Origin of the sequence: Glutamicibacter sp. NPDC087661 (assembly GCF_044743275.1) — a bacterium.
In the GTDB taxonomy this organism is placed as follows: domain Bacteria; phylum Actinomycetota; class Actinomycetes; order Actinomycetales; family Micrococcaceae; genus Glutamicibacter.
Window position 1 is genome coordinate 856,442 of the sequence record NZ_JBIUWE010000001.1, and the last position, 25,386, is coordinate 881,827.

At 65.4% G+C, this 25,386-nt stretch carries 26 protein-coding genes; 18 read left to right on the forward strand and 8 right to left on the reverse strand.

The features are described 5' to 3' along the window. Positions 1-16 precede the first annotated feature (16 nt). From ACIOTN_RS04060 to ACIOTN_RS04075, 4 genes are all read left to right on the forward strand, one after another. A complete protein-coding gene (locus ACIOTN_RS04060; RefSeq protein WP_105661571.1) occupies positions 17-1,753 on the forward strand; it encodes an HNH endonuclease signature motif containing protein in 1,737 nt (578 codons plus the stop codon). Positions 1,754-1,932: 179 nt separating this feature from the next. After that, the gene (locus ACIOTN_RS04065; protein ID WP_353616140.1) at positions 1,933-2,952 is read left to right on the forward strand and encodes a magnesium and cobalt transport protein CorA; all 1,020 of its coding nucleotides are present in this window, start codon (positions 1,933-1,935) and stop codon (positions 2,950-2,952) included. Beyond that, a complete protein-coding gene (locus tag ACIOTN_RS04070; RefSeq protein ID WP_105661419.1) occupies positions 2,934-3,593 on the forward strand; it encodes a GyrI-like domain-containing protein in 660 nt (219 codons plus the stop codon). The genes ACIOTN_RS04065 and ACIOTN_RS04070 overlap by 19 nt, the downstream gene beginning before the upstream one ends. A gap of 14 nt (positions 3,594-3,607) precedes the next feature. Continuing rightward, positions 3,608-4,282: a DNA alkylation repair protein gene (locus ACIOTN_RS04075; RefSeq protein WP_105661418.1), complete on the forward strand. Its 675-nt coding sequence runs from the start codon at positions 3,608-3,610 to the stop codon at positions 4,280-4,282. A gap of 33 nt (positions 4,283-4,315) precedes the next feature. Here the strand turns inward: ACIOTN_RS04075 and ACIOTN_RS04080 are convergent, their stop codons facing one another. From ACIOTN_RS04080 to ACIOTN_RS04090, 3 genes are all read right to left on the reverse strand, one after another. Then, on the reverse strand, positions 4,316-5,692 hold the full coding sequence (locus ACIOTN_RS04080) for an amino acid permease (protein WP_105658504.1): 1,377 nt from the start codon (positions 5,690-5,692) through the stop codon (positions 4,316-4,318). Then, positions 5,689-6,750: a histidinol-phosphate transaminase gene (gene hisC, locus ACIOTN_RS04085; RefSeq protein WP_105661417.1), complete on the reverse strand. Its 1,062-nt coding sequence runs from the start codon at positions 6,748-6,750 to the stop codon at positions 5,689-5,691. Before hisC ends, ACIOTN_RS04080 begins: the two co-directional genes overlap by 4 nt. Positions 6,751-6,959: 209 nt before the next feature. Then, positions 6,960-7,466 (reverse strand): Lrp/AsnC family transcriptional regulator, encoded by a 507-nt coding sequence (locus ACIOTN_RS04090; protein ID WP_133833499.1) that lies wholly within the window; start codon positions 7,464-7,466, stop codon positions 6,960-6,962. A gap of 135 nt (positions 7,467-7,601) precedes the next feature. On the opposite strand from ACIOTN_RS04090, the gene ACIOTN_RS04095 reads away from it, so the two are divergent. The 4 genes from ACIOTN_RS04095 to ACIOTN_RS04110 all read left to right on the forward strand — a co-directional run bounded on the left by ACIOTN_RS04095 (position 7,602) and on the right by ACIOTN_RS04110 (position 11,046). Beyond that, entirely contained in the window at positions 7,602-8,450 is an 849-nt protein-coding gene (locus ACIOTN_RS04095) for an SDR family oxidoreductase (protein WP_105661416.1), read from the forward strand. 75 nt (positions 8,451-8,525) lie between these two features. Then, positions 8,526-9,401 carry a VOC family protein gene (locus ACIOTN_RS04100; RefSeq protein WP_105661415.1) on the forward strand — a complete coding sequence of 292 codons (876 nt, stop codon included), beginning with the start codon at positions 8,526-8,528 and terminating at the stop codon, positions 9,399-9,401. 10 nt (positions 9,402-9,411) lie between these two features. Continuing rightward, complete coding sequence (locus ACIOTN_RS04105; protein WP_105661414.1) at positions 9,412-10,410, forward strand: epimerase; 999 nt, start codon at positions 9,412-9,414, stop codon at positions 10,408-10,410. Between the two features lie 9 nt (positions 10,411-10,419). Beyond that, positions 10,420-11,046 carry a pentapeptide repeat-containing protein gene (locus ACIOTN_RS04110; protein ID WP_105661413.1) on the forward strand — a complete coding sequence of 209 codons (627 nt, stop codon included), beginning with the start codon at positions 10,420-10,422 and terminating at the stop codon, positions 11,044-11,046. Here the strand turns inward: ACIOTN_RS04110 and ACIOTN_RS04115 are convergent. Next, a complete protein-coding gene (locus tag ACIOTN_RS04115; protein ID WP_105661412.1) occupies positions 11,030-11,950 on the reverse strand; it encodes a LysR family transcriptional regulator in 921 nt (306 codons plus the stop codon). The two genes, ACIOTN_RS04110 and ACIOTN_RS04115, sit on opposite strands and share 17 nt — an antisense overlap. A 78-nt stretch (positions 11,951-12,028) precedes the next feature. On the opposite strand from ACIOTN_RS04115, the gene ACIOTN_RS04120 reads away from it, so the two are divergent. From ACIOTN_RS04120 to ACIOTN_RS04160, 9 genes are all read left to right on the forward strand, one after another. Beyond that, positions 12,029-13,753, forward strand: coding sequence for an FAD-dependent oxidoreductase (locus ACIOTN_RS04120; protein ID WP_105658536.1), 1,725 nt, complete (start codon positions 12,029-12,031; stop codon positions 13,751-13,753). 376 nt (positions 13,754-14,129) lie between these two features. Next, positions 14,130-14,432 (forward strand): urease subunit gamma, encoded by a 303-nt coding sequence (locus tag ACIOTN_RS04125; protein WP_105658537.1) that lies wholly within the window; start codon positions 14,130-14,132, stop codon positions 14,430-14,432. Between the two features lie 27 nt (positions 14,433-14,459). Beyond that, on the forward strand, positions 14,460-15,020 hold the full coding sequence (locus ACIOTN_RS04130; protein WP_105661411.1) for an urease subunit beta: 561 nt from the start codon (positions 14,460-14,462) through the stop codon (positions 15,018-15,020). 2 nt (positions 15,021-15,022) lie between these two features. Beyond that, entirely contained in the window at positions 15,023-16,735 is a 1,713-nt protein-coding gene (ureC, locus tag ACIOTN_RS04135) for an urease subunit alpha (protein ID WP_105661410.1), read from the forward strand. 27 nt (positions 16,736-16,762) lie between these two features. Continuing rightward, positions 16,763-17,233, forward strand: a complete 471-nt coding sequence (gene ureE, locus ACIOTN_RS04140) for an urease accessory protein UreE (protein ID WP_105661409.1) — start codon at positions 16,763-16,765, stop codon at positions 17,231-17,233. Beyond that, positions 17,214-17,909: an urease accessory protein UreF gene (locus ACIOTN_RS04145; RefSeq protein ID WP_105658514.1), complete on the forward strand. Its 696-nt coding sequence runs from the start codon at positions 17,214-17,216 to the stop codon at positions 17,907-17,909. Before ureE ends, ACIOTN_RS04145 begins: the two co-directional genes overlap by 20 nt. A gap of 43 nt (positions 17,910-17,952) precedes the next feature. Next, the gene (ureG, locus tag ACIOTN_RS04150) at positions 17,953-18,564 is read left to right on the forward strand and encodes an urease accessory protein UreG (protein ID WP_105658515.1); all 612 of its coding nucleotides are present in this window, start codon (positions 17,953-17,955) and stop codon (positions 18,562-18,564) included. After that, positions 18,525-19,451, forward strand: a complete 927-nt coding sequence (locus ACIOTN_RS04155) for an urease accessory protein UreD (RefSeq protein WP_286134328.1) — start codon at positions 18,525-18,527, stop codon at positions 19,449-19,451. Before ureG ends, ACIOTN_RS04155 begins: the two co-directional genes overlap by 40 nt. A 292-nt stretch (positions 19,452-19,743) precedes the next feature. Beyond that, entirely contained in the window at positions 19,744-19,956 is a 213-nt protein-coding gene (locus ACIOTN_RS04160; protein WP_402734800.1) for a hypothetical protein, read from the forward strand. On the opposite strand, the gene ACIOTN_RS04165 is transcribed toward ACIOTN_RS04160, so the two are convergent. From ACIOTN_RS04165 to ACIOTN_RS04180, 4 genes are read right to left on the reverse strand one after another with little or no spacing between them, the layout of a single operon-like run. Continuing rightward, positions 19,906-20,640: an ABC transporter ATP-binding protein gene (locus tag ACIOTN_RS04165; protein WP_105661408.1), complete on the reverse strand. Its 735-nt coding sequence runs from the start codon at positions 20,638-20,640 to the stop codon at positions 19,906-19,908. The two genes, ACIOTN_RS04160 and ACIOTN_RS04165, sit on opposite strands and share 51 nt — an antisense overlap. Beyond that, the gene (locus ACIOTN_RS04170; RefSeq protein WP_181149004.1) at positions 20,637-22,244 is read right to left on the reverse strand and encodes an ABC transporter permease subunit; all 1,608 of its coding nucleotides are present in this window, start codon (positions 22,242-22,244) and stop codon (positions 20,637-20,639) included. The genes ACIOTN_RS04165 and ACIOTN_RS04170 overlap by 4 nt, the downstream gene beginning before the upstream one ends. Next, entirely contained in the window at positions 22,237-23,241 is a 1,005-nt protein-coding gene (locus tag ACIOTN_RS04175; protein ID WP_105661406.1) for an ABC transporter permease, read from the reverse strand. The genes ACIOTN_RS04170 and ACIOTN_RS04175 overlap by 8 nt, the downstream gene beginning before the upstream one ends. Next, positions 23,238-24,827 carry an ABC transporter substrate-binding protein gene (locus ACIOTN_RS04180; RefSeq protein ID WP_402734801.1) on the reverse strand — a complete coding sequence of 530 codons (1,590 nt, stop codon included), beginning with the start codon at positions 24,825-24,827 and terminating at the stop codon, positions 23,238-23,240. Before ACIOTN_RS04180 ends, ACIOTN_RS04175 begins: the two co-directional genes overlap by 4 nt. Positions 24,828-24,942: 115 nt before the next feature. Here ACIOTN_RS04180 and ACIOTN_RS04185 point away from each other — a divergent pair, with 115 nt between their 5' ends. Continuing rightward, a complete protein-coding gene (locus tag ACIOTN_RS04185) occupies positions 24,943-25,287 on the forward strand; it encodes a helix-turn-helix transcriptional regulator (protein ID WP_105658520.1) in 345 nt (114 codons plus the stop codon). The last annotated feature ends 99 nt before the right edge of the window (positions 25,288-25,386 follow it).

A 25,386-nucleotide genomic window follows, 5' to 3' on the forward strand; every position in this document is an offset into this window, starting at 1 on the left:
CGGCATGCTGTATCCCATGAGCACAGTGACGGCACAAGCACTATCGAATCTGGTCGAGGCGGGCAAGCTAATCGCCTTGGCTACTTCGATCCTGTCCGGCGACGTACCGGCCGGCCACGCTGCGATATTCGCGCTGTATGTCGAGGAAATCAACCAAAAGCTCAGTCGGGCACAGATCCACGCAGCTCATGCCCTACGCCGCACCGGTGCACACAAACTTGATCAGGCCTCCTTCCAAGCGGTCAGCGATGCTGGTGTCGATCCCACGCTGGAACAACTTGAAGCCGCCGAAGGACATGCCACTACCGGGCGCACCCATTTCAAAGACGCCAAAGGCATGATGACCGACTGGCTGAATATTCCGCGCGGCACTGCAGGAACTCGGCTAGTCCAAGCCGACTGCCTGCTAGGTGGTGTCGATCAAGCAGGGCAACCGGTAGAGCCGTGGCTCCCGGAGCTAGCCGCGCAATTCGAAGCCCCGAATGTGGACCCGCGATTGGTAGCTTCTACGGCCTTGAAGCTGCATTCGGCACGTAATGATTTCGGCGACGATGAAACCGGCCAGGCGGAGAAAGCGCGATTGGAAGCAGAATCAGTCGCTTTCCTGCGCTCAGAACCCAAATCGGCTCGTAAGCACATCAATGACTTGGTGGCTCAGGTGAAAGCCGGCAAACGCCCGCTGAAAGCTCTGCTGGAGCGCATTGGCATCTTCAAGAAGGGCATGCGCCAGGGCCTGATCGAGTATACGCTTCGTGTGTTGCCCTCCCAGGCGGCGTATATCGAGGCCTACTTCGCGCAACTGGACAATCCTGCCACCGTGGCCGGGAACAGGGACGGCTTGAAAGACGCCGAGGCTCAATTCACGGGTCAGCAGGACTCCGGTTGGGACGATGCGGAGTCCAAACCGGACTGGGCAAAAGACGATCCGGTGGCGGACGAAGAAACCGAAGACGATAGTCCGCCGGCAGACAACAACGAACAAGTTTCGGAGACCTCGGATGACGAGGAAGAATGTTGCCGGCCGGGGGATCCTGAAGAACGTAATACTGAATCAGCTACCAATGGTGCAGTCACTCCATGGGAGGATTTGAAGCCCGAGCGACGCCGTTTAGTTGGATTCATGGCAATGCTGATGAGTGACAGGACGAGCACCAGTGACCCGCCGGGTCAACGTGCTGGGTTGGTCGCACCGCAGGTGAGCATCATTCTGAATTGGGACAAGATGCAAGAGCAAGCACAAGACTTCGCGGTCACCAGCAGTGGGATGTCCTTGTCTGCTGGTGAAGTCAGAACTGCGCTGTGCAATGCCGGAGTGTATCCGGTAGTGCTCAATGGCCAGAGCCTGCCCCTCGATTTAGGCCGGACGCAACGACTGTATTCGAAGTCCCAGCGCCGTGCGATCCGAGCCGCCTACCGGGGCTGTTCCTATCCTGGATGCAGCATGCCCGTAGAACGGTGCGAAATTGATCATCTGGACGCGTGGGAAAAGGGTGGACGAACGGATATCAAGTCTGCCGGGTTGAATTGCCTGATACACCACACTGCCCGGCATTGCGGGTTGTTCCACGCGGTGAAGATTCCGGAGAGCAGGCCGATGGTATTGCTTTCACCAGAATTGGATCCGGAACAGAAATTGCGGATCAATACGTATTTCATGACTCCCGCAGAGGCATTGGAAGCTGAAGCGTTGGCGGATGAAACGACAGCGAAGTGGCGCGCGGGGGAGCTGGACGTAGAAATCGTCGAACCTTGAGATCCCCCTAGCAAGATTCAGCCGCCGACAAGCGGAGGACCGTTTCAGCGCCGATATTCTCGCCGGAGTTGCGATACTTGAATGAACGAAGATCATTCAGGAGCAATATGTCACGTGTTCAACGCCGGGCTGCGAATTCCCGACCATTTTTCGGTACCCAGAATTCGTCGCATACCTCGATGGCTGTTCGCTATATTGATGATGGCAACGTGGAATCCGCTCCGGAAGGCACGAGCGCGGCCGATGCGCTGGCGTTCGGCCAGACTGGTGATCAGCGCATTGCTTTGTCCTTGTATCCCACACCAGATGAAGCTGACATCCACGATCTCACCGAGGCGTGGGAACTGCATCCAGTGCTGGCCGAAGACCTCGTGCACGCCCGCCAGCGGCCTAAACTCGAACGCTACGGCGAGGTGCTCCTGCTGGTAGTTCGCTCAGCGTTGTACCTCGATGAATCCGAAGAAGTCGAGCTGTCCGAGTTCCACATCCTGATGCGCAAAGGCGCTGTGGCGGTGCTCTGCCAGGACCACCGGTGGATCGACGGTACAGACGGCGAGGAATTCGTCGAGTCAATCAGGAACGGCAAGCTTCGCAAGGACCAGGTGCTGCTCAAAGACCCGGAGCTGCTCCGGTTGGGCGCCGAAGCAGTGCTGTACCGGATACTTGATGCGATTGTTGATGGATACGCCCCCGTGCTCCACGGCCTGGGGATCGACAAGGAGCAGATCGAACGGCAAGTCTTCAGTGGCGATGCCGCAGTCACCGAACGCATTTATCGCCTCAGCCAAGAAGTGATCGACATGCAGCATGCGACCGCGTCATTGCTGGAGGTCGTGCAATCGCTCGACGACGGGTTCAAGAAGTACCCGGTGCCCGCTGAGCTGGAAACCTACCTGCAGGATGTCACTGACCACCTCACCCGCGCGCATACCCAAGCCGTGGAATACCGGGATGCGCTATCGCAGATCTTGAGCGTCAATTCCACCCTCGTAGCCCAGCGCCAAAACGAGGACATGAAGAAGATTTCCGGTTGGGCAGCGATCCTCTTCGCCCCGACCTTGATTGCAGCGATTTACGGGATGAACTTCGAGAACATGCCAGAACTGCATTGGACCTTCGGCTACCCGATTGCGGCCGGCCTCATGCTGGGATTTGCTGTCGCACTATATGGTGTATTCAAATGGCGCAAGTGGTTCTGAGCGGAAAGATTCCAGGGGAGACATTGACGGCGAAAATCGACTTCAAGAAGTCGCTGGACAGCTATCGGTCCGTGGCCGGGCAGTTCCGTGTCCTGCAGCTGCCAGCGATGCACTACCTGATGTTCGATGGATCAGGTGACCCGAATACCAGCAACTTGTACCAGCAAGCCCTGCAAACCTTGTATCCGGTGGCCTACAAACTCAAATTCGCGAGCAAGGCGCAGGGCAAGGACTATGTCGTCCCGCCGCTGGAAGGCTTGTGGTGGGCCGAGGACATGGCGGTCTTTACCGAACGGAGAGACAAGGAACAGTGGAGCTGGACCATGATGCTGATGGTCCCGGCGTGGATCAACGAGGACGACTACGCGACGGCTCTGGAAACCGCCCAGGCGAAGAAGCCGTTGCCTTGCCCTGGGCGCATCCGGTTCCAGTCGCTTGCTGAAGGCCAATGCGTGCAGACGCTGCACATTGGCCCCTACGATGCAGAAGCCGAAATCCTGGCCCCGATGCACCACGAATTCATACCCGGCCAGGGATTGCGCATGACTGGCAGGCACCACGAGATCTACCTCGGCGACCCTCGTAGGGTGGCACCGGAAAAGCTTCGCACGATCCTGCGCCAACCCGTTGAGCCTAACTAGCGAGAGGAAAATAGATGGAACTGGCACCCCAGAGCACAGTTGCCCAAGTGCAACAGGCACTGGCCGAGCTCGAAGACCCCAAGTACCGCGCGGTCAATGAGAAGCACGGCGATGATTTCGGCGTGAATCTAGGCAAGCTCCGCGCCTTGGCCAAGTCGTTGAAGAGCAACCAGGAGCTTGCCGAGGAACTCTGGGCCACCGGCGAAACCGCAACCCGGCTGGTCGCGCTGCTGATCGCCAAACCACGGAGCTTTACCTTGGAACAGCTGCAGGTGTGGAGCCAAGACGCCAGCACTCCCAAGGTCCAAGCATGGTTCCTGAGCTACATCGTCAAGAAATCCAAGCTGCTCGAGGAGCTCCGCCTGCTGCTCATGAGCCAGAGCGACCCGGTACAGCTGGCTGCCGGCTGGGAGCTGACTGCCCACCAGGTAGTCAAGGCCCCGGAACTGCTGGACCTGGAACAGCTGCTTGACACGATCGAAGCCCGAATGAGCGCCGCACCGGATCGCCTGCAGTGGGCGATGAATACGACCCTGGCGCACATCGGCATCGAGCATGAGCATTTGCGCCGACGTGCCCTGGCCATCGGCGAGACCTTGCAGGTGCTGGCGGACTACCCGACCTCCGCCGGGTGCATTTCACCATTCGCTCCCATCTGGATCACCGAAATGGCCAAAAGAAAAGCCTAGGTCCAGCAATCGCTGGACCTAGGCTTCCGGGAGCTAGGCGTCCGCCGGTTCCTCGCGCTTATCGCGCAGCGCGATCTTGGAGATCACCCAGATCACGGCGGTCAGCCCGCCGGTGAGCAGCAGCTGGGTGCGCGCCGCGGGATCAGTCATCGCGATGGCGACAATCGCCGCAAGGACGATGATCGTAGCGATCGACAGGCCCGGGAAACCCCACAGCCGCAACGGCAGATGCCCGCCATCGCGGTCCGCGCGGCGACGCAGGATCAGCTGCGTCACGGCAATGAACGCCCAGATGAAGATGATGGTCGAACCCACCACGTTCAGCAAGATCGGCATCACAGCCTCGGGCCAGATCCAGTTCAGGCCCACGGCCAGGAAGGAGAAGGCCACGGAGGCGATCACGGCCTTCGACGGCACGCCCTTGCCGGTCACGTGGGTGACGGCGCTCGGGGCGAGCTTGCGCTGGCCCAGCGAGTACAGCATGCGCGAGGAACCGTAGATATTCGCGTTCATCGCCGAAAGCAAGGCGACCACGACCACGGCGTTCATCAAGAAGCCCACGCCTGGAATGTGCATGACATCCAGTGCAGCCGCAAATGGGCCGTCCACGATCGCCGGATCATTCCAGGGCACCAGGGCGACAATGACCAGGATCGAGCCGAGGTAGAAGAACAGGATACGCATCATCACGGACTTGACCACGCGCTTGATGTTGCCGGCCGGGTCCTTGGACTCGGCGGCCGCGATGGACACCACCTCGGTACCGCCGAAGGAGAAGATGACGATCAGGACTGCGGCGGCGATGCCGGCCATGCCACCGGGGGCGAAGCCGCCATGGGCGGCCAGATTGGCGAAGCCAACTGGTTCCGGCGTCGGGATCACCCGGGTCAGCACCAAGGCGCCGAAGACCAGGAACGCGATGATCGCAGCCACCTTGATCACGGCAAACCAGTATTCGAAACGGCCGTAATTCCTTACGCCGAGCAGATTCGCTCCGGTCAGGACCACCACGAAGCCGAGCACCCATGCCCACTGCGGGAAGGCCGGAACCCAGCCGGCAGTAATAGCCGCGGCCCCGGTTGCCTCGGCCGCGATCACCACGACCAGCTGGATCCAGTAGAGCCAGCCCAGGGTGGACCCTGCGCTGCGCCCCATGGCTTGGCCAGCGAAGGTGGAGAACGCGCCGGAGGACGGATTGGCGGCTACCATCTCCGCGAGCATGGCCATGATCACGATGATCACGGTTCCAGCGATCAGGTAGGAGACCAGCACTGCCGGACCAGCGATGGAAATGGCCTGGCCGGAGCCGACGAACAGGCCAGCGCCGATCGCGCCGCCCAGGCCCATCATGGAAATCTGGCGCCGGGTCAGCCCGGTATGCAGCTGCTCGGGGGCTTTGACTGCGCTCACGCGGTGGCCTCCTGGACGGGCAGGGCCGCGAGCACGCGATCGACGTCGTGTGCGGTACCGGAGGAAATCCTCAACCCGTCTCCGGGGAAGGCGCGAACCACCACACCGCCGGCGGCGAGCTTGGCTTCAAGCTCTTCGGTCGCCTCTCCGGCATCCACCCAGACGAAGTTCGCCTGCGACTTCACGACCGGGTACCCGGCAGCGGCCAGGCCCTCGTACATCCGCTCGCGCTGGGTGACGACTTCCTCGATGCGCAGCGACAGCTCGCCGATGGCGGCCAGCGAGGCCACCGCCGCGCGCTGTGCCAAGTCGGAGACGCCAAATGGCACGGCCACCTTGCGCAGGTTCCCGGCAACTTCCAGCGGGCTGATGGCGTATCCGACGCGCAGGCCAGCCAGGCCGTAGGCCTTGGAGAAGGTGTGCAGCACGGCCACATGCGGGTACTTGCGGAACAGCTCGATGCCATCGGCCCGCACGGCCGAGCGGTCGAAGTGCACGTAGGCTTCGTCGACGACGACCAGCACGTTGCGCGGCACGGCATTGATGAACTCATCCAGCGCGCGGGCCTCCACCACCGTGCCGGTCGGGTTGTTCGGGTTGCAGATGAAGACCAATCGGGTCTTATCGGTGATCGCGGCCAGCATGGCGGGCAGATCGTGGCGGCTATCGGCATCCAGGGGCACCTCGACCGGGGTGGCGCCGGCGATCCGCACCAGCGAAGGATACGCCTCGAAGGAGCGCCACGCGTAGATGACTTCGTCGCCCTCGGCGGCAACCGCATGGATGATCTGGGCCGCGACCTCGACCGAGCCCGCGCCCAGGGTGATGTGCTCCGCCGGGACGCCGAACTGCGAGCTGAGGGCGCCGGTCAATTCGGGCGCCGCGATGCTCGGGTAGCGGTGGATCGTGGCCAGGCCCTCCTGGATGCTGGACAGCACCGAGGGCAGCGGGCTATGCGGGGATTCGTTGGATGAGAGCTTGGAGGCTCCAGCGGCTGCGGGCTTGCCCTGCTTGTAAGCGGGCACTTCCTGCAAGGAGGGGCGCTGGTGAAGGGTCATGAGTTTCCTCTCTGACTGCCAGAGCTGCACGAGGTTGGCAATCGTTCGTATGACAAAGCCGTGGTGCGTGGTCAGCGGTGGCCCTGCTCATATCCTCGCGTGTCGCGATTCACAAGCATCGACTGTAGGTTGAATGAATCTGCCGGCGCAATCGCAAACCCTGTTTCTATGCAGGCTGCATAGCAATCGCCGCCAATCAACCCATTTTACTAGTCAATCTGCCCAGTGTTTTCCACTTCTGCCTCGGCCCTAGCGCACGCTGCGACCAGTGGCAGTGTCCTTCCCTGGAAATGCTCGTGCAGGGCGAAGGAGGATGAGGTCCTTGCCACACCCGGCACCTTGTTGATGCGGTTGAAAATCGCCTGCAGGTCCTCGGGGGTCCGGGCCACAACGCGCAGCTGCAAGTCCGAACTGCCGGTCACGGTGTACATGTCGAGGATTTCCGGGATGGATTCCTCCAATGCGCTCGCGACCGGATCGTGCCCGTAGCGCTGGATGATCTCCACCTGGCAGAACGCGACCAGCGTGTACCCGAACCCCGCAGGCTTGACCCGCGGGACGATGCCCTGGATGACGCCGGCCTCGTGGAGCCGGGCCAGCCGGCTGCTGATCGTGCCGCGGGCAACACCCAAGCGCCGGGCGCACTCCATCACCGGAAGCATCGGCGATTCGGTGAGCAGTTCGATCAAATCCGCGTCCAGGCGGTCAATGCGCACGGTCGTCCTTTCGACGAGTCGGTCCAATGATCCAAGGCTAGCGGTGTTTGCTGGGCGCGCTCGATGAAAATGAGCCAAGTGTAATCCGCGCCACAGGCTAGGCTGTTGCCATACTGATCCTCAAGGAGTTCACTGATGGGCAAGACACCTCTCCAGTCGGTAGCCGGTTTGCACGTCCTTGTCACCGGGGCCGCGCAGGGCATGGGTTTGCTTTTCGCCAGGCAGGCTTGCCTCGAGGGCGCGGCACGGGTGGTCATCTGGGACATCGACGCGGCCAAGCTCGACGCGGCTGCCGAGGAGCTGCGCCAGCTCGGCGGCACTGTCGAGACCCATGTGGTGGACCTTGCCGACCAGAGCCAAATCCAGCGCTACGCCGCCACGGCGGTGGAGGGCGGGGGAATCGACGTGCTGGTCAACAACGCCGGGGTGGTCACCGGCACCTCCTTCGCGAAGCACAGCACCGCGCAGATCACCGCGGCCATGCAGGTGAACGCGCTCGCCCCGATGTACTTGACCCACGCCCTGCTTCCGCAGCTGGGCCGACGGGGCAAGGGCCGGGTGCTGACCATCGCCTCGGCGGCCGCGCTGGTGTCCAACCCGAATATGAGCGTCTACGCGGCCTCCAAGGCTGCGGCCCTGTCCTTCAGCGATTCGCTGCGGCTGGAGCTGGAAGGCAACGACCAGATCGCCGTGAGCACCATTTGCCCGACCTATATCAGCACCGGCATGTTCGCGGGCGCCAAGCCGATGCTGCTGACCCCGATCCTGGAGCCGGAAGTCGTGGTGGACCGGGCGTGGCGGGCGATGCTTGCCGGCACGCCGCTGGTGCTGATGCCGTGGACCAGCAAGCTGGGCCAGCTGCTGCGCGGCGTGCTGCCGCGGCCGGCCTGGGATTTCGTGGCCGGCAAGGTTATCGGCGTATACCGCTCGATGGACGAGTTCACCGGGCGAACAACGCGGGACGAGCAGATGAATCGGGGCTGAAAGTTCGCTGGCCCATCTGTTGCTGGAGGGCCCTGCGGGGTAGCTTTGGAGCATCGCCCAGGTAGGAGGACCGTCATGCAAAAGCTCACCGTCAATTTATGGATGCAAGGCACTGCAGAGGAAGCGGGGGAATTCTATGCCCGCGCCCTGCCGGAGGCAAAAACCGAAGTCGAATCGCGCTATCCCACCGAGGGCCTGCTGGAATTCCAGGAACCCTTCGCCGGCAAGGCGCTGACCGTTTCGCTGTGGGTGCGGGGAACCAAGATCACGCTGATCAACGCGGGCCAGGAATTCATGCCCAATCCGGCGATCTCGATCATCGTGGTCTTCAACGCCGGCCAGCGCGAGTCCCTCGATGCCACCTGGGCCGCGCTGCTGGAGGGCGGCACGGCGCTGATGCCGCTGGACACCTACCCGTTCAGCGCGCGCTACGGCTGGGTGAACGACAAGTACGGTGTCTCCTGGCAGCTGATGGAGTCCGATGAGCCCGTTGAGCCGCGCGCCTCGGTCTTTCCTGCGCTGATGTTCGGCGGTGCGGCCCAGAACCGCGCGGTCGAGGCCATCGAGTACTACAGCCAGGTGCTCGGCGCGAAACTGGACAGCGCCTTCCCGTACGGGGAGCCGACCGAAGCCGCTACCGCTGAAGCGCTGATGTACGCCCAATTCACGCTCGGCGAGGATTGCGTTGCGGCCATGGATTCGGCCGTGCCGCAGGACTTCACCTTCACTCCCGGCGTCTCGCTGGAATGGCCATGCGATGGCCAGGCGGAGATCGACCGCGTCTGGGAGGCGCTGTCCGCGGTGCCTGAAGCCGAGGCCTGCGGCTGGCTGACCGACAAATTCGGGGTGAGCTGGCAGATCGTGCCCTCGAACATGGGCGAGCTGATGGAGCGACCCGGCGCATTCGAGCATATGCTGAAGATGAAGAAACTGGTGATCAACGACTTCTGAGCGGGGAACGATGCAGAGCGCTGCACGGCGGGCGGTAGTGGCAGGAGCCAGCGGGTTCATTGGCGAACGGCTGATCGCGCAGCTGCGCGGGGCTGGATACCAGGTGGCGGTCATCGGCCGCGGCCGTACAGCGGATGCGCAGTGGGGCGATGGCCCGGCGCTGGCGGCACTCATCGATGGTGCAGAACTGCTGGTCAATCTGGCCGGGAAGAATGTCGGCTGCCGCTATCACGAAGCGGCGCGCAACGAGATCCTCGCCTCGCGCGTGGACACGACCCGCGCGCTGCACGAGGCAGTGTCCCAGGCAGCTGATCCGCCGGCGCTTTGGCTGAACGCGTCCACCGCGACCATCTACCGGCACAGCATGGACGCGCCGAACACCGAGGACGGCCGGATCGGCGAAGGGTTCTCGGTGGATGTGGCGCGCAACTGGGAACGCGAGTTCTTCCGCGGCGAGCTGCCCACGCGCCGGGTCGCCCTGCGCATGGCCATCGTGCTCGGCGACGGCCCGGCCACGCGCAAGCTGCTTGCCGTTGCACGGCTCGGGCTGGGCGGGGCGCAGCATGATAGCTGGTGGCCGGCGCATCGGCGCTACCGCGGCATCGGCCCGGATCCGAGCGGAGCCGAACGCAGCGGCTGGCACCGCACGCGCGGGAACCAGCGCTTCAGCTGGATCCATGTCGATGATGCGATCGGCGCGATCGGGCATATCATCGACCACCGCGAAATCACCGGCCCGGTCAACCTCAGCTCGCCGAACCCGGTTGCCAACCGGGCGCTGATGGCCTCGCTGCGCCGCGCCACCGGCGCGAAATTCGGGCTGCCCGCGTATCGTTGGATGCTGGAGCCGGCCATGTTCGTGCTGCGCGTGGAACCGGAAATGCTGCTCAAGTCCCGCTGGGCGCTGCCCGGGGTGCTGCAGGGGACCGGGTACGAGTTCCGCTGGCCGCACCTGGATGCGGCACTGGATGACGTGGCCGGGAACCTGGCTGCGAAGCAAGCACTTTAAGGACGCGCATTGGCACCGAGAATCCGACGCTTCACCCTGCCCGAACTGGCCCCTGGCTACCGTGGGGATCTGGGCGACGACTACGTTGAACTGCTGCACTTCAGGGATTTCGATGAGCCGCTGGCGGCCGATGGCGCGCGGCTGGAGGAATGCCGTTTCAGCTCCGTGCAGATCGAGGCCTTGCGCAATGCCCGGCTAATCCAGTGCGAACTGGACCAATCCGGGGCTCCCGCCCTGCAAGCCGCTGGTGCGTTCCTCAACGATGTGCGGGTGACCCACAGCCGCTTCGGGTCTGCGGATTTCGCCGAGGCCCAGCTCGATGGCGTGGTATTCGAGAACTGCAAATTCGGCTGGCTGAATTTGCGCGGTGCAACGGTGCGCGATGTGCTCTTCGTCAATTGCCAATTCGAGGAGATCGACCTGGGCGGGCAGATCCAGCGCCTGGGCTTCGTCGATTCGCGGGCCGGGCAAATTACCGCTGCCGGGGCGCAATTGCGCGAGGTCGACCTGCAGGGGCTGGACTTCGCCCAGGTTGAGGGGGTCGACGGGTTGCGCGGGGCACGGATCAGTGCGCTGCAGCTGAGCCTGCTCGCCGAGGCGATGGCCAGCCACCTGGGGATCAAGCTAGGGAGTTGATTTGCCCGTGGCCGGCGGCCAGCTGCTGCGCGGTTTCGGCCAGCAGCTGCGCCATGGCCGCGGCGGCTCGGGTCAATGAGACATCGCGCCGGTGCGCCAGCCCGATGGTGCGGGCCAGCGGTTCGCGCAAGGCAATGGAGCGCACTCCCGGAGCGTCCAGCGCCACCGTCGCCGGAACCACGGCGACTCCGAGCCCGCGCTGCACGAAGCGCAGCACCGCGTCCATCTCCCCGCCTTCCACGACGATATTGGGCACCAGGCCGGCGTTCTTGTAGGCCAGGGCGGTGCTGGCGCGCAGATCGTAGCTGTGCGAGAAGGCCAGCTGGGGCACCGGAGCCAACGCGCGCAAATCAAGCTCCTGGCCAGCTAGGTGCGGGTGCTCCAGTGCGTCGATGACCACCAATTCCTCTTCGAGCAGCGGCAGGTTCTCCAGATGGTTGTCGTTCACCGCATGCTCCGAGGTCACGATGAGCGCCAGATCCAGTGCGCCGCCGTCCAGCTGCTCCAGCAGCTTGTGCGAGCCCGCTTCGAAAATCTGCAGTTGCACCCCGGGGTAGTAGGTGCGGAAGATGGACAGCGCCTCGGCGACCAGCGACACGCACAGGGTAGGCGGGGCGCCCAGGCGCACCCGCCCGCGATGCAGCCCGGCCAGGTCGGCCATTTCGGTGCGGATGGACTCCTCGTCGGCCAGCATCCGGCGCGCACGGGGCAGCAATGCCTGCCCGGCGGCGGTAAGCGTGATGTTGCCGCGGGCCCGGTGGAACAGCTCGGAGCCCAGTTCCTGTTCCAGCGTGGCGATCTGCCGGCTGAGCGATGGCTGGGCCAGGTGCAGCTGCTCGGCGGCCCGGGTGAAGTGCCCCACTTCGGCGATGGCGGTGAAGCCGCGCAATTGCTCTAGGTTCATGGTGCATAGCCTACTGCTATCAACATCATGCCAATAATTCATTGGACGTATTCTGGGCGCGGGGCGATGCTGGAAACCATGAGAAACGAACAGCAGATATCCACCTCCGTACTGGTCATCGGCACCGGTGGTTCAGGCTTGCGCGCGGCCATCGAGCTGGCAGAATCGGGCACCGACGTGCTGGCCGTGGGCAAGCGCCCGCGCCACGACGCGCACACCGCGCTGGCCGCCGGCGGCATCAACGCCGCACTGGGCACGATGGACGCCGAGGACAGCTGGCAGCAGCACGCGGCGGACACCATCAAGGAAAGCTACTACCTGGCCGATCCGCGCACCGTGCAGGTGGTCGCCCAAGGCGCGGCCCGCGGCATCGAGGACCTGGAACGCTACGGCATGAACTTCGCCCGCGAAACCGACGGCCGGATCTCCCAGCGCTTCTTCGGTGCCCACAAATTCCGGCGCACCGCCTTCGCCGGGGACTACACCGGGCTGGAAATCCAGCGCACCCTGGTCCGCCGTGCGCAGCAGCTGCAGGTCCCGATCCTGGACTCGGTCTATATCACCGAGCTGCTGGTCGCCGAGGGGCGGATCTTCGGCGCCTACGGCTTCGACGTCAACGACGGCACCGGGTACCTGATCCATGCCGACGCGGTCATCCTGGCCGCCGGCGGCCACACCCGCATCTGGCGGCGCAGCAGCTCGCGGCGCGACGAGAACACCGGCGACGCCTTCCGCCTGGCCGTGGAGGCCGGTGCCCGGCTGCGCGATGCCGAGCTCGTACAATTCCACCCCTCGGGCATCATCGAACCCGAATCGGTGGCCGGGACTCTGGTCTCCGAGGCGGCCCGCGGCGAAGGCGGGATCCTGACCAACGCCCTGGGCGAACGCTTCATGGAGCGCTACGATCCCCAGCGCATGGAATTGTCCACCCGCGACCGGGTCGCCCTGGCCGCCTACACCGAGATCGCCGCCGGGCGCGGCACCGCCAAGGGCGGGGTCTGGCTGGATGTCTCGCACCTGCCCCGCGCCACCATCATGGAACGGCTGCCCCGGGTCTACCAGACGCTGCTCGAGGAGCAGATGCTGGACATTACCGAGCAGAAGATCGAGATCGCCCCGACGGCGCACTATTCCATGGGCGGGGTGCAGGTGGACCCGCTCACCCATGAGACGGCGGTCCCCGGCCTGTACGCGATCGGTGAAGCCTCCTCGGGCCTGCACGGGGCCAACCGGCTGGGCGGCAACTCGCTGATCGAGCTGCTGGTCTTCGGCCGGATCGTCGGGCAGGGAGCTGCCCGGTATTCGCGTGCGCTCACTTCCCAGCCGCGTTCGCAGGCGGCCATCGAGAAGGCGCGCGGGGAAGTGGACCGGCTGCTGGCCGCCGATGGGCAGGAAAATGTCCGGTCCCTGCAGCGGGCGATCCGCGACATCATGACCCAGCACGCCGGAGTCGTGCGCGAGGAGGCGGGGCTGAAGCTGGGGCTGGAGAAACTGGCAGAGGTCGAAGCGCGGATGGCGCGGGTGGGCATCCACCCGGACATCGCCGGCTACCAGGACCTGTGCCACGCCTTCGACCTGAAGTCCTCGGCTCTGGCCGCGCGCGCCACCTTGGAGTCGGCGCTGGAGCGCCGGGAAACCCGCGGCTGCCATAACCGCAGTGACTATCCGCACACCGATCCGCAGCTGCAGGTGAACCTCATCTGGTCGCCTGAGGGCATCACCCGTGAGCCGATCCCCGAAGTGCCTGCGGAAGTGGCCGCGCTGATCACCGAGGTATCGCAGGCAGGCAAGCTCGTGGAATGACGCATCGGGCCCGGTGCATGGAAACTGCTCCCGGTCGCCCTGGAGGACCGAGCGGGAGCAGTTTCCTGCCGGAGCCATGGCTGGAAACAGGCAGGGAATCCGGAATTAAATCCCCGGGGAACGTTGCATTGTGCTGGAATGGAAAGTCGTGGCTTTTCGACGCGCTGGAGAGGTTCGGGTTGTTTTCCGTGAAAACTTCTTTGACTTGGGTGGATAAATTTTGTCAATGGTTGTTTTATGGATGGATTCCGGGTCGAAAAAACCTTTTCCGAAGGTCTGCTATTCTAGCCATATCCACAGCTGTTACGGCGTTTTCTGGCCGGAATTCAGCGATCTTGGTGGACACTCTTAAACACTCTTGAACGGGGAATTGTCGATGCATTTAACGCCGAGGGAGCAAGAGAAGCTGATGATCGTCGTCGCCGCCGATCTGGCACGCCGACGACAGGCGCGTGGACTGAAGCTGAACTTCCCGGAGGCCGTCGCGGTCATCACCTACGAATTGATCGAAGGGGCCCGCGACGGACGGACCGTGGCTGAATTGATGAGCTACGGGACCACGATCCTCCGCCGCGAAGACGTCATGGATGGCATTGCGGAAATGGTGGACCAAGTCCAGGTCGAAGCGACCTTCCTCGACGGGACCAAGCTGGTCACCGTCCACAACCCCATTCGCTAGTTCCCTCTGCGCAGAAAGGCACAGATCATGATCCCGGGAGAATACATCCTGCGCGATGAACCCATCGCCTGCAATGCACAGCAGCAAACCCGCATCCTGAACCTGGTGAACCGCGGGGACCGGCCGGTGCAGGTCGGCTCGCATTACCATTTCGCCGAAGTCAATTCGCAGCTGGAGTTCGATCGAGTGGCCGCGCGCGGATTCCGGCTCGATATTCCCGCCGGCACCGCAGTGCGCTTCGAGCCGGGCGATGCACGCACCGTCCACCTGGTCGAATTCTCCGGAGCCCGCGAGGTGCACGGCTTCCAGGACCGGATCAACGGGCCGCTGGGCCTGCCGGTCCCGGCCGTTGAAACGGAAGCGATCGGCGGCACCGCAGGCATCGATGCCGAGCGCGAGGCCGAGGTCGTCGAAGACTACAGCATCGACCTTCCCAACCAGGGCGATGCGGCCTCCGGGCTGGGCACCACCTTCGGCGTGGACCCGGTCGACGAGAATCTCCCGCCGCAGCCGCATGAGGCACGGCTTGCAGCAGAGGCGGAAAACGCCGGCAAGTCCTCGGCCGCCGACGAAGAGGAGGAGAACTAGGCATGGGCTTCGAGCTGACCCGCAAGCAGTACTCGGAAATGTACGGGCCGACCACGGGGGATGCCATCCGCTTGGCGGATACCGAGCTGCTGGCCGAGATCGAGCACGACTACACCACCTACGGCGAAGAAGTGGTCTTCGGCGGCGGCAAGGTCATCCGCGACGGCATGGGGCAGAACGGCCGCGTCACCCGCGACCAGGATGTGCCCGACACGGTGATCACCAATGTGGTGGTGCTGGACTACACCGGCATCTACAAGGCCGATGTCGCCCTGCGCGACGGGCATATCTTCAAGATCGGCAAGGCCGGCAACCCGGACATCTCCGACGGGGTGGATATCGTCATCGGCGCGTCCACCGACGTGATCGCCGGGGAGCACAAGATCCTCACCGCCGGAGCGATCGACACGCACATCCACTTCGTTTCCCCGGACCAGGTGCCAGTCGCCTTGGCCAACGGCACTACCACGCTGATCGGCGGCGGCGCCGGGCCCTCGGACGCGTCCAAGGCAACCAGCCTCACCCCGGGCCCCTGGCACATCGCCAGGATGCTGCAGGCGGTGGAGAACCTGCCGATCAACATCGGGCTGCTGGGCAAGGGGCACGCCAGCGACCGCGCACCGCTGGCCGAGCAGATCCGCGCCGGCGCGATCGGGCTGAAGATCCACGAGGACTGGGGTGCGACCACCTCGTCCATCGACAACTCGCTGAAGGTCGCCGACGAATTCGACATCCAGGTGGCCATCCACGCCGACACGCTGAACGAATGCGGCTTCGTGGAGGACACCATCGAAGCGATCGCCGGCCGGGTGATCCACACCTTCCACACCGAAGGCGCCGGCGGCGGGCACGCGCCGGACATCATCCGCATGGCCGCGCTGCCCAACGTGATGCCGGCGTCGACCAACCCGACCCTGCCGTTCACCACGAACACCGTGGACGAGCACCTGGACATGCTCATGGTGGCCCACCACCTGAACCCGGACATCCCCGAGGACGTGGCCTTCGCCGACTCGCGCATCCGCGCGGAGACCATCGCCGCCGAGGACGTGCTGCACGACATGGGGGTCTTCTCCATCACCTCCTCTGACTCGCAGGCCATGGGCCGCGTGGGCGAAGTGGTGCTGCGCACCTGGCAGGTGGCCGACGCGATGAAGCGCCAGCGCGGCAAGCTGGAAGGCGACCCGGAGATCGGCGATAACCAGCGGCTGAAGCGCTATGTCGCCAAGTACACCATCAACCCGGCCATCGCCCACGGCATCGCCGACTCCATCGGCAGCGTCGAGGAAGGCAAATTTGCCGACCTGGTACTTTGGGATCCGGCCTTCTTCGGCGTCAAGCCGGAAATGGTGATCAAGGGCGGGCTGATCGTCCAGTCGCTGATGGGCGATTCCAACGGCTCGATCCCGACCCCGCAGCCGCGCACGCTGCGGCTGAACTTCGGTGCCCTGGGCAGCGCGGTCCACGCCTCCTCGATCACCTTCCTGTCCAAGGCAGCGATCGAAGAGGGCATCCCGGAACGCCTGCGCCTGCGCAAGGTGATCCGCCCCTGCCACGGCATCCGCGATTTGGTGAAGTCCGATTTGAAGCACAACGGAGCCACCCCGGATATCCAGGTGGATGCGCAGACCTACGAGGTATTCGTCGACGGGGAACTGGCCACCTGCGAGCCCTCGGACGAGCTGCCCATGGCCCAGCGCTACTTCCTGTTCTAGCCGGCCCGCCAACCACCAAGGAGATAGATGATTATCGACGAACTCGTGGGCAACCTCCACGAGCAGCCCGAGCAGCTGGCCGGGCGGCACCACGAAAAGGTCGTGCTGCCCAGCGCCGAGCTGGTCAAGCGCATCCAGCGCGTGAAGACCGACCACGGGCGGGAGCTGGGCCTGCGCCTGGCCCCGGGCCCGGATCTGCGTGACGGGGACATCCTGTTCCTCTCGGAGACCGAAGTGATCAGCGTGTCGGTGCTGCCCACCGACGTGCTGGTCATCGCCCCGCGCACGGTGCTGGAGATGGGCGTGATCGCCCACTCGCTGGGCAACCGGCACCTGCAGGCGCAGTTCTTCGGCGCCGACTCGGAGTATTGCGCCGAGGTGATGGTGGTGCAGTACGACCACACCGTCGAGGACTTCCTCAAGCACCACGACGCGCCCTACCAGCGCCAGGAACGGGTTATGCCCGTGCCCTTCCGCCATGCCGAGCACACCCACTAGCGCCCCGCACCTGCTCACGCTGCTCCAGCTATCGGACTCGGCACTGCCCACCGGCGCGTTCAGCCACTCCTTCGGCATGGAGAGCTACCTGGAGTCCGGGCAGGTGCACGACGAGGCCAGCTTCGCGACGTGGCTGCACCAGTTCCTGTCCCAGGCCCTGGCCTATACCGACGGGCTGCTGCTGCGCCTGGCCTATGAGGCGCCGGACCAGGAGCGGATCGCGCAGCTCGACGCGCTGATCCATGCCTCGGCCCTGCCCCGCCAGCTGCGCGAGGCAGCCACCAAGATGGGCGCGCGGATGCTCGCCGTGGCCAACTCGGCGTTCCCCACCGCGGACGTGGCGGCCTATGCGCGCAGCGTGCGCAGCGGGCAGTGCGCCGGGCACCCGGCCATCGCCTTCGCCCTGGGTGCCCGCGGGGCCGGCGCCCCGGTGGCCGACGCGCTGGGCAGCTACTTGTTCTCCACGGTGACCAGCCTGACGCAGAATGCGATCCGCGCCATCCCGCTGGGCCAGGACGCCGGCCAGCGGGTGATCCGGGCGATGCACGAACCGGTGGCGGACGCCGTCGCGGCGATCTTCACCCTGGAGGAGATGGATCTGGGCGCCGCGGCGCCCGGGCTGGAAATCGCCCAGATGCGCCACGAGCACCAGCGCGCCCGCATGTTCATGTCCTGACCCCGCCGCGCACCTGCGGCCCCAACAGATTCGAGGAAATACCATGGAACCCATCAAGATTGGCATCGGCGGACCAGTCGGTGCCGGCAAGACCCAGCTGATTGAACGCATCACCCGGGCCCTGGAGCACGAGATCTCCATGGCGGCGATCACCAACGACATCTACACCATCGAGGACGCCAAGATCCTGGCCGCCAACGGCGTGCTGCCGCTGGATCGGATCGTCGGCATCGAAACCGGCGGCTGCCCGCATACCGCGATCCGCGAGGACACCTCGATGAACGCCGCGGCCATCGAGGAGCTGAAAGCCAAGCACCCTGACCTGCAGGTGATCTTCGTCGAATCCGGCGGGGACAACCTCTCGGCCACGTTCTCCCCGGAGCTGGTGGACTTCTCCATCTACATCATCGACGTGGCCCAGGGCGAGAAGATCCCGCGCAAGGCCGGGCAGGGCATGATCAAGTCCGACCTGTTCATCATCAACAAGACCGACCTGGCCCCGTACGTGGGCGCGGATTTGTCGGTGATGGAGTCGGATTCCAAGCAGTTCCGCGGGGACAAGCCCTTCTGCTTCACCAACCTGAAGACCGACGAGGGGCTGGAGAAGGTCATCGCGTGGCTGAAGCACGACGTGCTGATGACGGACCTGGCGTAGTGGCCGCTTCGAGCCCGGGCTTGGGCTCCGGGCTGGAGCCCAGTCCGTTCCCGGATGGCCTGGTCGGCGAGCTGCGGCTGCACGTCGGCTCGCGGGCCGGGAAGGACATCGCGCTGCGGCAATACCACCAGGGGGCGCTGCGCGTGCTGCGCCCGCATTACCTCGATGACACCGCCCAGGTCTGCTACACCATCGTGAACCCCGGCGGCGGCTACCTGGGCGCCGACAAGTACGGCATCGAGATCCGTGTTGCCGAGGGCAGCAGCCTGCTGCTGACCACCCAGTCCGCCACCAAGGTCTACCGCACCCCGCAGGGCCCGGCGCAGCAGGACATGCGCATCAGGCTGGAACCCGGCGCGGTGCTCGAATACCTGCCGGACCAGCTGATCGCCTATAAGGACGCCAGCTACTTCCAGCGCACCGAGGTGCACATGGCCGCCGATGCCTCGCTGGTGCTGTGCGAGGTCCTCACCCCGGGCTGGAGCCCGGACGGCAGCCGGTTCAGCTACGAGCAGCTGCGCCTGCGCACCGAGGTCCACCTGGACGGGCGGCTCGGGGCGCTGGATAACCTGTGGGTGAAGCCGGGCAAGGATTCCATCGACTCGCTGCTGTACTTGCAGGAATCCACCCACGTGGGCATGCTGCTGGCCATCGACCCGCGCATCGACGCGGCAATGGTCGCTCGCCTGCGCGAACTGGCCTACGAGATCGCCGGGCAGCAGCGCGACGGAATTTCTGTGGGCATTTCCCAGGCCCCGGTGCCCGGTCTTGCGGTACGCACCTTGGGAGGCTCCACGGAATCGGCGAATGCGGTGCTGCACGCCCTCGTGAACCAGCTGCGCATCGAGCTGCGCGGACAGCAGCCGGTGAACCTGCGCAAGTACTAGTCTGTTCCGGAATTGATCCAACGGCCGCCGACGTTCCTCCCGCAGGGGATCCCGGCGGCCGTTTCGCATCCCGGCGAGGTCACAGGGCGGCGGTGCGCCGGCACAATTCGCCAATAAATGCCGTACCTGTGCCTGTCCGGAGCGCTGAGCGACGCAGGCCAACCGCAGCTTGACGCTATTGCTGATCATTTTGGTGTCCTTGACTAGCCGCGGACCCCACAAGTCAATCCGATAAACTGGCCATGGTGGTGCATCGCAAAATCCCGAGCTGATTCCACTCTTTGGCCGCCAGGTGCGCAGGCTGCATCAGGAACGGATACTAGGGGACAACAAGCGCTCCGACCGCGTTTTCATTCTGGCTTGGCTGCCAGAGGTGCAGGCTGATCTGCAGGGCCACCACGAATTCTGGCTGGAAATTCCCCAGTTGGTGGAGCCCGACGTGCCGATTACACCGCTACCTGCGCTCGACATCATCGCTTGGCATTTGGGCGGGGAGTCCAAGTAGTGCCCCTTGGTCTGGGCGCCGCAGCGCCGACAGCTGGTGGATCGAATCGCAGTGCTCGGCCAGCGAGACATTGTCGTGGGAGGCGATGAGCACCGCCGCCCCGGCTCGAGCCCGCTCGCGCAGCACCGTGAAGATCTGCGCAGTGGTGCCGGGATCCAGGGCTGACGTCGGCTCGTCGCACACCAGCAGCGCCGGGTCCAGGGCCAACGCCCTGCCCAGCAGGGCTCGTTGCAGCTGCCCGTCGGAAACCTGCCCGGGCTTCCGCTCCAGCAGCGCCGGTTCAAGGCTCGCCTCCCGGGCCAGTTCCTCCAGCTCGCGGCGATAGCGGCCCGGACGGGGGAACGCCAGCCCGTCGCGCAGGGCTAACGGCTCGGCCATGATCGCGCCCAGGGTGAGCCGGGGGTTCGCGAAGCTGCGCGGGTTTTGCGGCAGGATGCCGATGCGCTGGCGCAGTTCGGCCGGGACGTGCCCTCGGGCAGGTACCGCTTGGCCGTCGATGCGCAGCTTGCCCTCTGTCGGGGCCAGCATCAGCGAGGCGATGGCCAGCAGGGTGGACTTCCCGGCACCCGAGGGCCCGACCAGACCGATCACCGAGCCGGACGTGACCTCCAGGTCCAGTTGATCCAGGATTCTGGGGACGTTCTTGGCATAGCGGTGGCTCACCGCAGACAATTCAAGGCTCATGGGGTGCTATCCTCCAATTCCGGGATGACCTGCCCGTCGCCGGAAGCGGATGCGAGCACTTGCCCATCACTGACCACGGTCAGCGTGTCGGCGAGTTCTGCGGCCAGTTCAGCGTCGTGGGTGACCATAACGATGGTGCACCCGGTGTCCGCCAAGCGGCGCAGGATCCGAGCGATGGCCGCCGCGGTATCCGCATCCAGGGCGCTGGTGGGCTCGTCCAGCACAACGCAGCTGGCGGGGGATGCCAAGCCCAGGGCCAGCACTACACGCTGGGCCTGGCCTCCGGACAGCTCGTGCGGGTAGCGATGGAGCAGGTCGGGAACCAGTTCGAAGTCCTTGAACACCGCCGCCAGCGCGGCCGGCGACCTGTCCAGGCCGTGGCTCCGGCGTACGCGGCGCAAGGCGGTGCCCACGCTGAGCACCGGGTTCAGCGCCGTGGCCGCCGACCCGGGAATGAAAACCAGATCTTCACCCAGCTTGGGGGCATGGCAGGGCCCGCCAGCGGTTCCCGGCACGAGGACGCTGCCGGTGGATTCCAGCGATTGAGGCAGTAGCCCGGCGGCGGCGCGCAGCAGCATGGTCTTTCCTGCGCCCGAGGCACCCATGACCACGTTGACCGCTCCGGCGGCGGCAGTGAAGCTGACGTTATCCAGCAGCACGGAGCGTTCTGGGGAATCATCCTTGCTCCATACCGACAATCCCCGCAAGACCAAGCCTGCGCCCCGTGGAAGCGGATGCCCATCGGCTTTTTCTGCGGCACCGCCCTTTCGTCGCGGAGCGAGAGAATCGAGGCGCCGCGCGGAGCGGCGGCGTTGCGGCTGTGGGTGCGCCAGGGCGGCAAAGGACCAGCTGAGCAGCACCAGCAGCGCGGCCGGGAACACCAGCATCCACCAAGCGCCGACCAGGATGCCTGTGCGGGCGTCCTCCAGCAGCAAACCCAGCGACGCGGATTGTGGCGGCAGCCCCACGCCTAGGAAGGACAGCGCGGATTCGTGCCAGATGGCATGGGGCAGCTGCAGGACCACGGCGATGCCCGCCTGCGGGAGCACCGCGGGAATCAGGTGCGTGCACCACAGCGCCAGCGGCCGGGCGCCGGAGGCCCGGCTGAGCTTGACGTATCCGGCCTCCCGTTCGGCCAACAGCCTGGCCCTAACGATACGCGCCACCTGGGTCCAGTGGGTCAGCGCGATGGACAGGATGATCGCCCACCCCTGCCCGGGCCACAGCGCCAGGATCACCACACCCAGCAGCAGGTGCGGGATCGCGCTGACGCTGTCTACCAGCCGGGTGATGATCCGGTCCACCAGCCCGCCGGCGGTGGCGGACAGGGTTCCGGCCAGCACCCCCAGCAGCGTGGAGGACAGCGCCGATGCGACGGCGAGCAGCATCGACAGCCGCAGCGCGGCCGCGGCCCGCACCCACACGTCGCGCCCGAGCTGATCGGTGCCGAAGAAATGCTCGGCCCCCGGCGGCAGGTACACCGCGGCCAGGTCGATGTTCTCCACCGCCTCGGGGGAGAAGAACGGAACGAGCACCGCATAAACCACGGCCAGCAGGATGATGCCCAGCGGCAGCAAGCGGGAATCACGGATGATGCTAGACATCGCCCACCCGCGGATCAAGCAGCAGGTAGCCGGCGTCGGCCAGGGCATTGCCCAGGAACACGGCCAGCGCCGAGCAGGCGGTCACCGCGGCCAGCAGCGCGAAGTCCGCGGACACCGCGGAATCGATCACCGCCGAGGCAATCCCGGGCCAGCCGAACACCGTTTCAACCAGCAGCGCTCCGGTGATCAGTTCGCCCAGGCGGGAGCCGATCACCGTGATGAAGGGCAGCAGGGCGCCGGGCAGCACCTCGAGCACCAAGATCCGTCCGGCTCCCTCGCCGCGTCCCCGAGCCGCGAGAACCGCATCCGAGTCCAGCAGATCGAACATGGAGGCCCGCAGGTTCAGCACCAGCCAGGGCAGCAGGCTGATGGCCATCACCGTGGCCGGCAGCAGCAGATGCACGGCCAGCGACCCGGCGGTCGGCTCCTGCCCTGGAGGCGCCACGCCGCCGGTGGGAAGCCCGAGCCGCAGCGAGAACACAGCGATGAACACCAGCGCCAGCACGAAGGGCGGGATGGCCTGGGCCAGCTGGGCGATCCAGGTGGTGGCGCGGTCGGCCAACCCGCCGCGGCACAGACCAGCGGCACAGGCCAGCAGTACCGCGAGCACCACGGCAAGCAGCAGCCCGGCAAGCATCAGCAGCAGGGTATAGGGCACGCGCTCGGCGAGCACCTCGGTGACCGGCCGGGCCAGCATGCGCGAGGTGCCCAGCTCGCCGTGCACCGCCGAGCCCAGCCAGCCGAGCCAGGCACCGAACCAGGAGTCGTCCAGGCCCAGCTCGGCGCGCAGGGCCGCGCGTTCGGCGGCGCCGGTGTGCTCGTAGCGGCTGCCCAGATAGGCAGCCAGCGGATTGAACGGGGCGACGGAAGCCAAGAAGAACACCACTGCGGTCAGCCCCGCGGTCAGCGGGATGGCCAGCAGCATCCGGCGGAGCACCAGCAGCCCGGCTCTTGGCAGCCGCGGCACGCCTCGAGGGCGCAGGACGGTCAGGCTCATTTGCCGGTCCACTGGCCGATTTTCACCCACGGGCCCCATGCGGTGCCGTGGTCATGGGGTTCGAGCAGGGTGCCGGCGGTGTTCCACGTCTCATGGACGTCGCTGCGCTGCACGTAGTTGTGGTCGGTGAAGGCCAGCAGCAGCATCGATGGCTGCTTGACGTAAAGTTCCTGGACCTTGCGGTAGGCCTGGTCGCGGGCCGTTGGGTCGGTGCTGGTCCGGCCGATGTGCAGCAGCCGGTCCATCGCCGCGTTCGCGTAGCGGCTGGGGTTGTCGTAGTAGGCGCCGTCCTCCGGGTAGCTTGAATGCAGCATCTTGTAGAGCTGGGTGTCCACATCGTAAGGGGTGTCGCCGCCGCCCAGCATCAGCGCGTCCGTGCCGATGCGCGGCTCGGCTTCGTCGAAGGTGGCGGGCACGACCTCGGCGGTGATGCCGTGCTCCTTGAGCTGGGCGGCCAAGGCCAGGGACAGGTCCCGTCGCAGCGTGTCGCCCGGGTTGTACATGATCGTGAATGCGGCGTCCTGGCCGTCCTTGGAGCGCATCGAGCCGTCCAGCGTCCACCCCGACTGCTCCAGCAGCTGCTCGGCCCGCTGGGGGTCGTGGGCGAACACGGCGTCAAAGTTGTAGGCCTTGCCGTACTGGGCCGGGACGAAGGTGTAGGCAGGGCGCCCGGAGCCCGCCAGCACCCCGTCGATCAGCGCTTGGCGGTCCACCAGCAGGTTCAGCGCCAGGCGCACGGAAGGATCGGCGGTGAACGGGTGGTCGGCGGGCAGCGAGATGCCGCGCCAGTCCGCGCTGGTTGCGGTGACCACCTCGAACCCGTCGCGATCCGCGAAGCTGGCCGCTAGCCGCGGAGGCAGCACGGTGCCGGTGTAGCCGCCGCCTGCCAGTGCCTGCGAGCGGGCGTTGTCGTCGGCTGACTGCTCGTAGACCACCCGGGCCACGTCGGGGGCGCCGGAACGGTAGTCGGGATTGGCACCCAGCACCAGCTGGGCGGAATCGAATTTCTGCACCGTGTAGGGGCCGGTACCCACCGGGGTGCGGTTCAGGCTGGAATTGCTCACCGGCCCGTCGGCGATCAGTTCTTCGGGGGCGATGCCGATCAGCAGTGCGGTCTTGAAGGAGACCTGGGGCTCCTTGAGCGTGAATTCGACGGTGTGCTCGTCCACGGCACGCACCGTATCGAGGTTTTCCAGCACGCCGGCGATGGGCGAGGCACTGGCGGGGTCCAGGATGGCCCGGTAGCTGGCGGCCACATCCCCGGCGTCGAAGCCGCTGCCGTCGCTGAAGCTGATGCCGGGCTGCAGCGCAATGCTCCAGCGCAGCCCGTCGGCGCTGATCTGCGGTTCGCCCTCGGCCAGCAGCGGCACCAAATTCGGCAGGCTGCCAGTTTCCCCGTCCAGGGTATACAGCGATTCGTTGATCTTGCCCGTACCGTTGTTGTCGAAACCTGCCAGCGGATTCAGGGTTTCGGGCAGCGCAGGGGTCAGCAGCAGCACGTCGTCGCTGGGGACGGCGGCCTGGCAGCCTGCGGTGGCCAGTAGGATGGGGAGCATCAGTGCGGCGCGCCGGACGTAGCTGTGCACGAACGAGGTCCTTCCGAGCGGTGCGTGGGGTAGATGTTCACAGACTACAGGTGTTTGATCACACAGATGAGGGGTTGCGTGGTGATTTTGCCAACCACTATTTCGCGGGGGCGGCATGCCTGAGTCCGAGCGCGGCCAGGTGGGCGCCAACGCCCTGGAGGAAGTTCAGGAATCGCTGCAGGACTGGATCGACGTGTTCGCCCTGTGCGCGGATGCCACCCGCATGAAAATACTGATTGCCATGCACGCCGCGCCGCTGTCCTCGGTCACCCAGCTGGCCGATGCCGCGCAGCTGGGCGCAAACACCGTGACCCAGTCGTTGGCCACGTTGCGCAAGGCCGGGGTAGTTCAGGTGCAGCGGGATGGAAAGTACCGCCGCTGGGAGCTGGTGCACCCCGGCGTGCATCAGCTGCTGCACCAGATGGACGCCCCGCATTCTCACCTGCACCCCGAGCATTAGTCCCGCGTGCAAACGCGCCGCAGAACGCAGAAGGCGCAACTGAAGGCACGGGCTTGGCATCATATTGTGCCGGACCCATACCCGCGGGCAGTTCCCTGG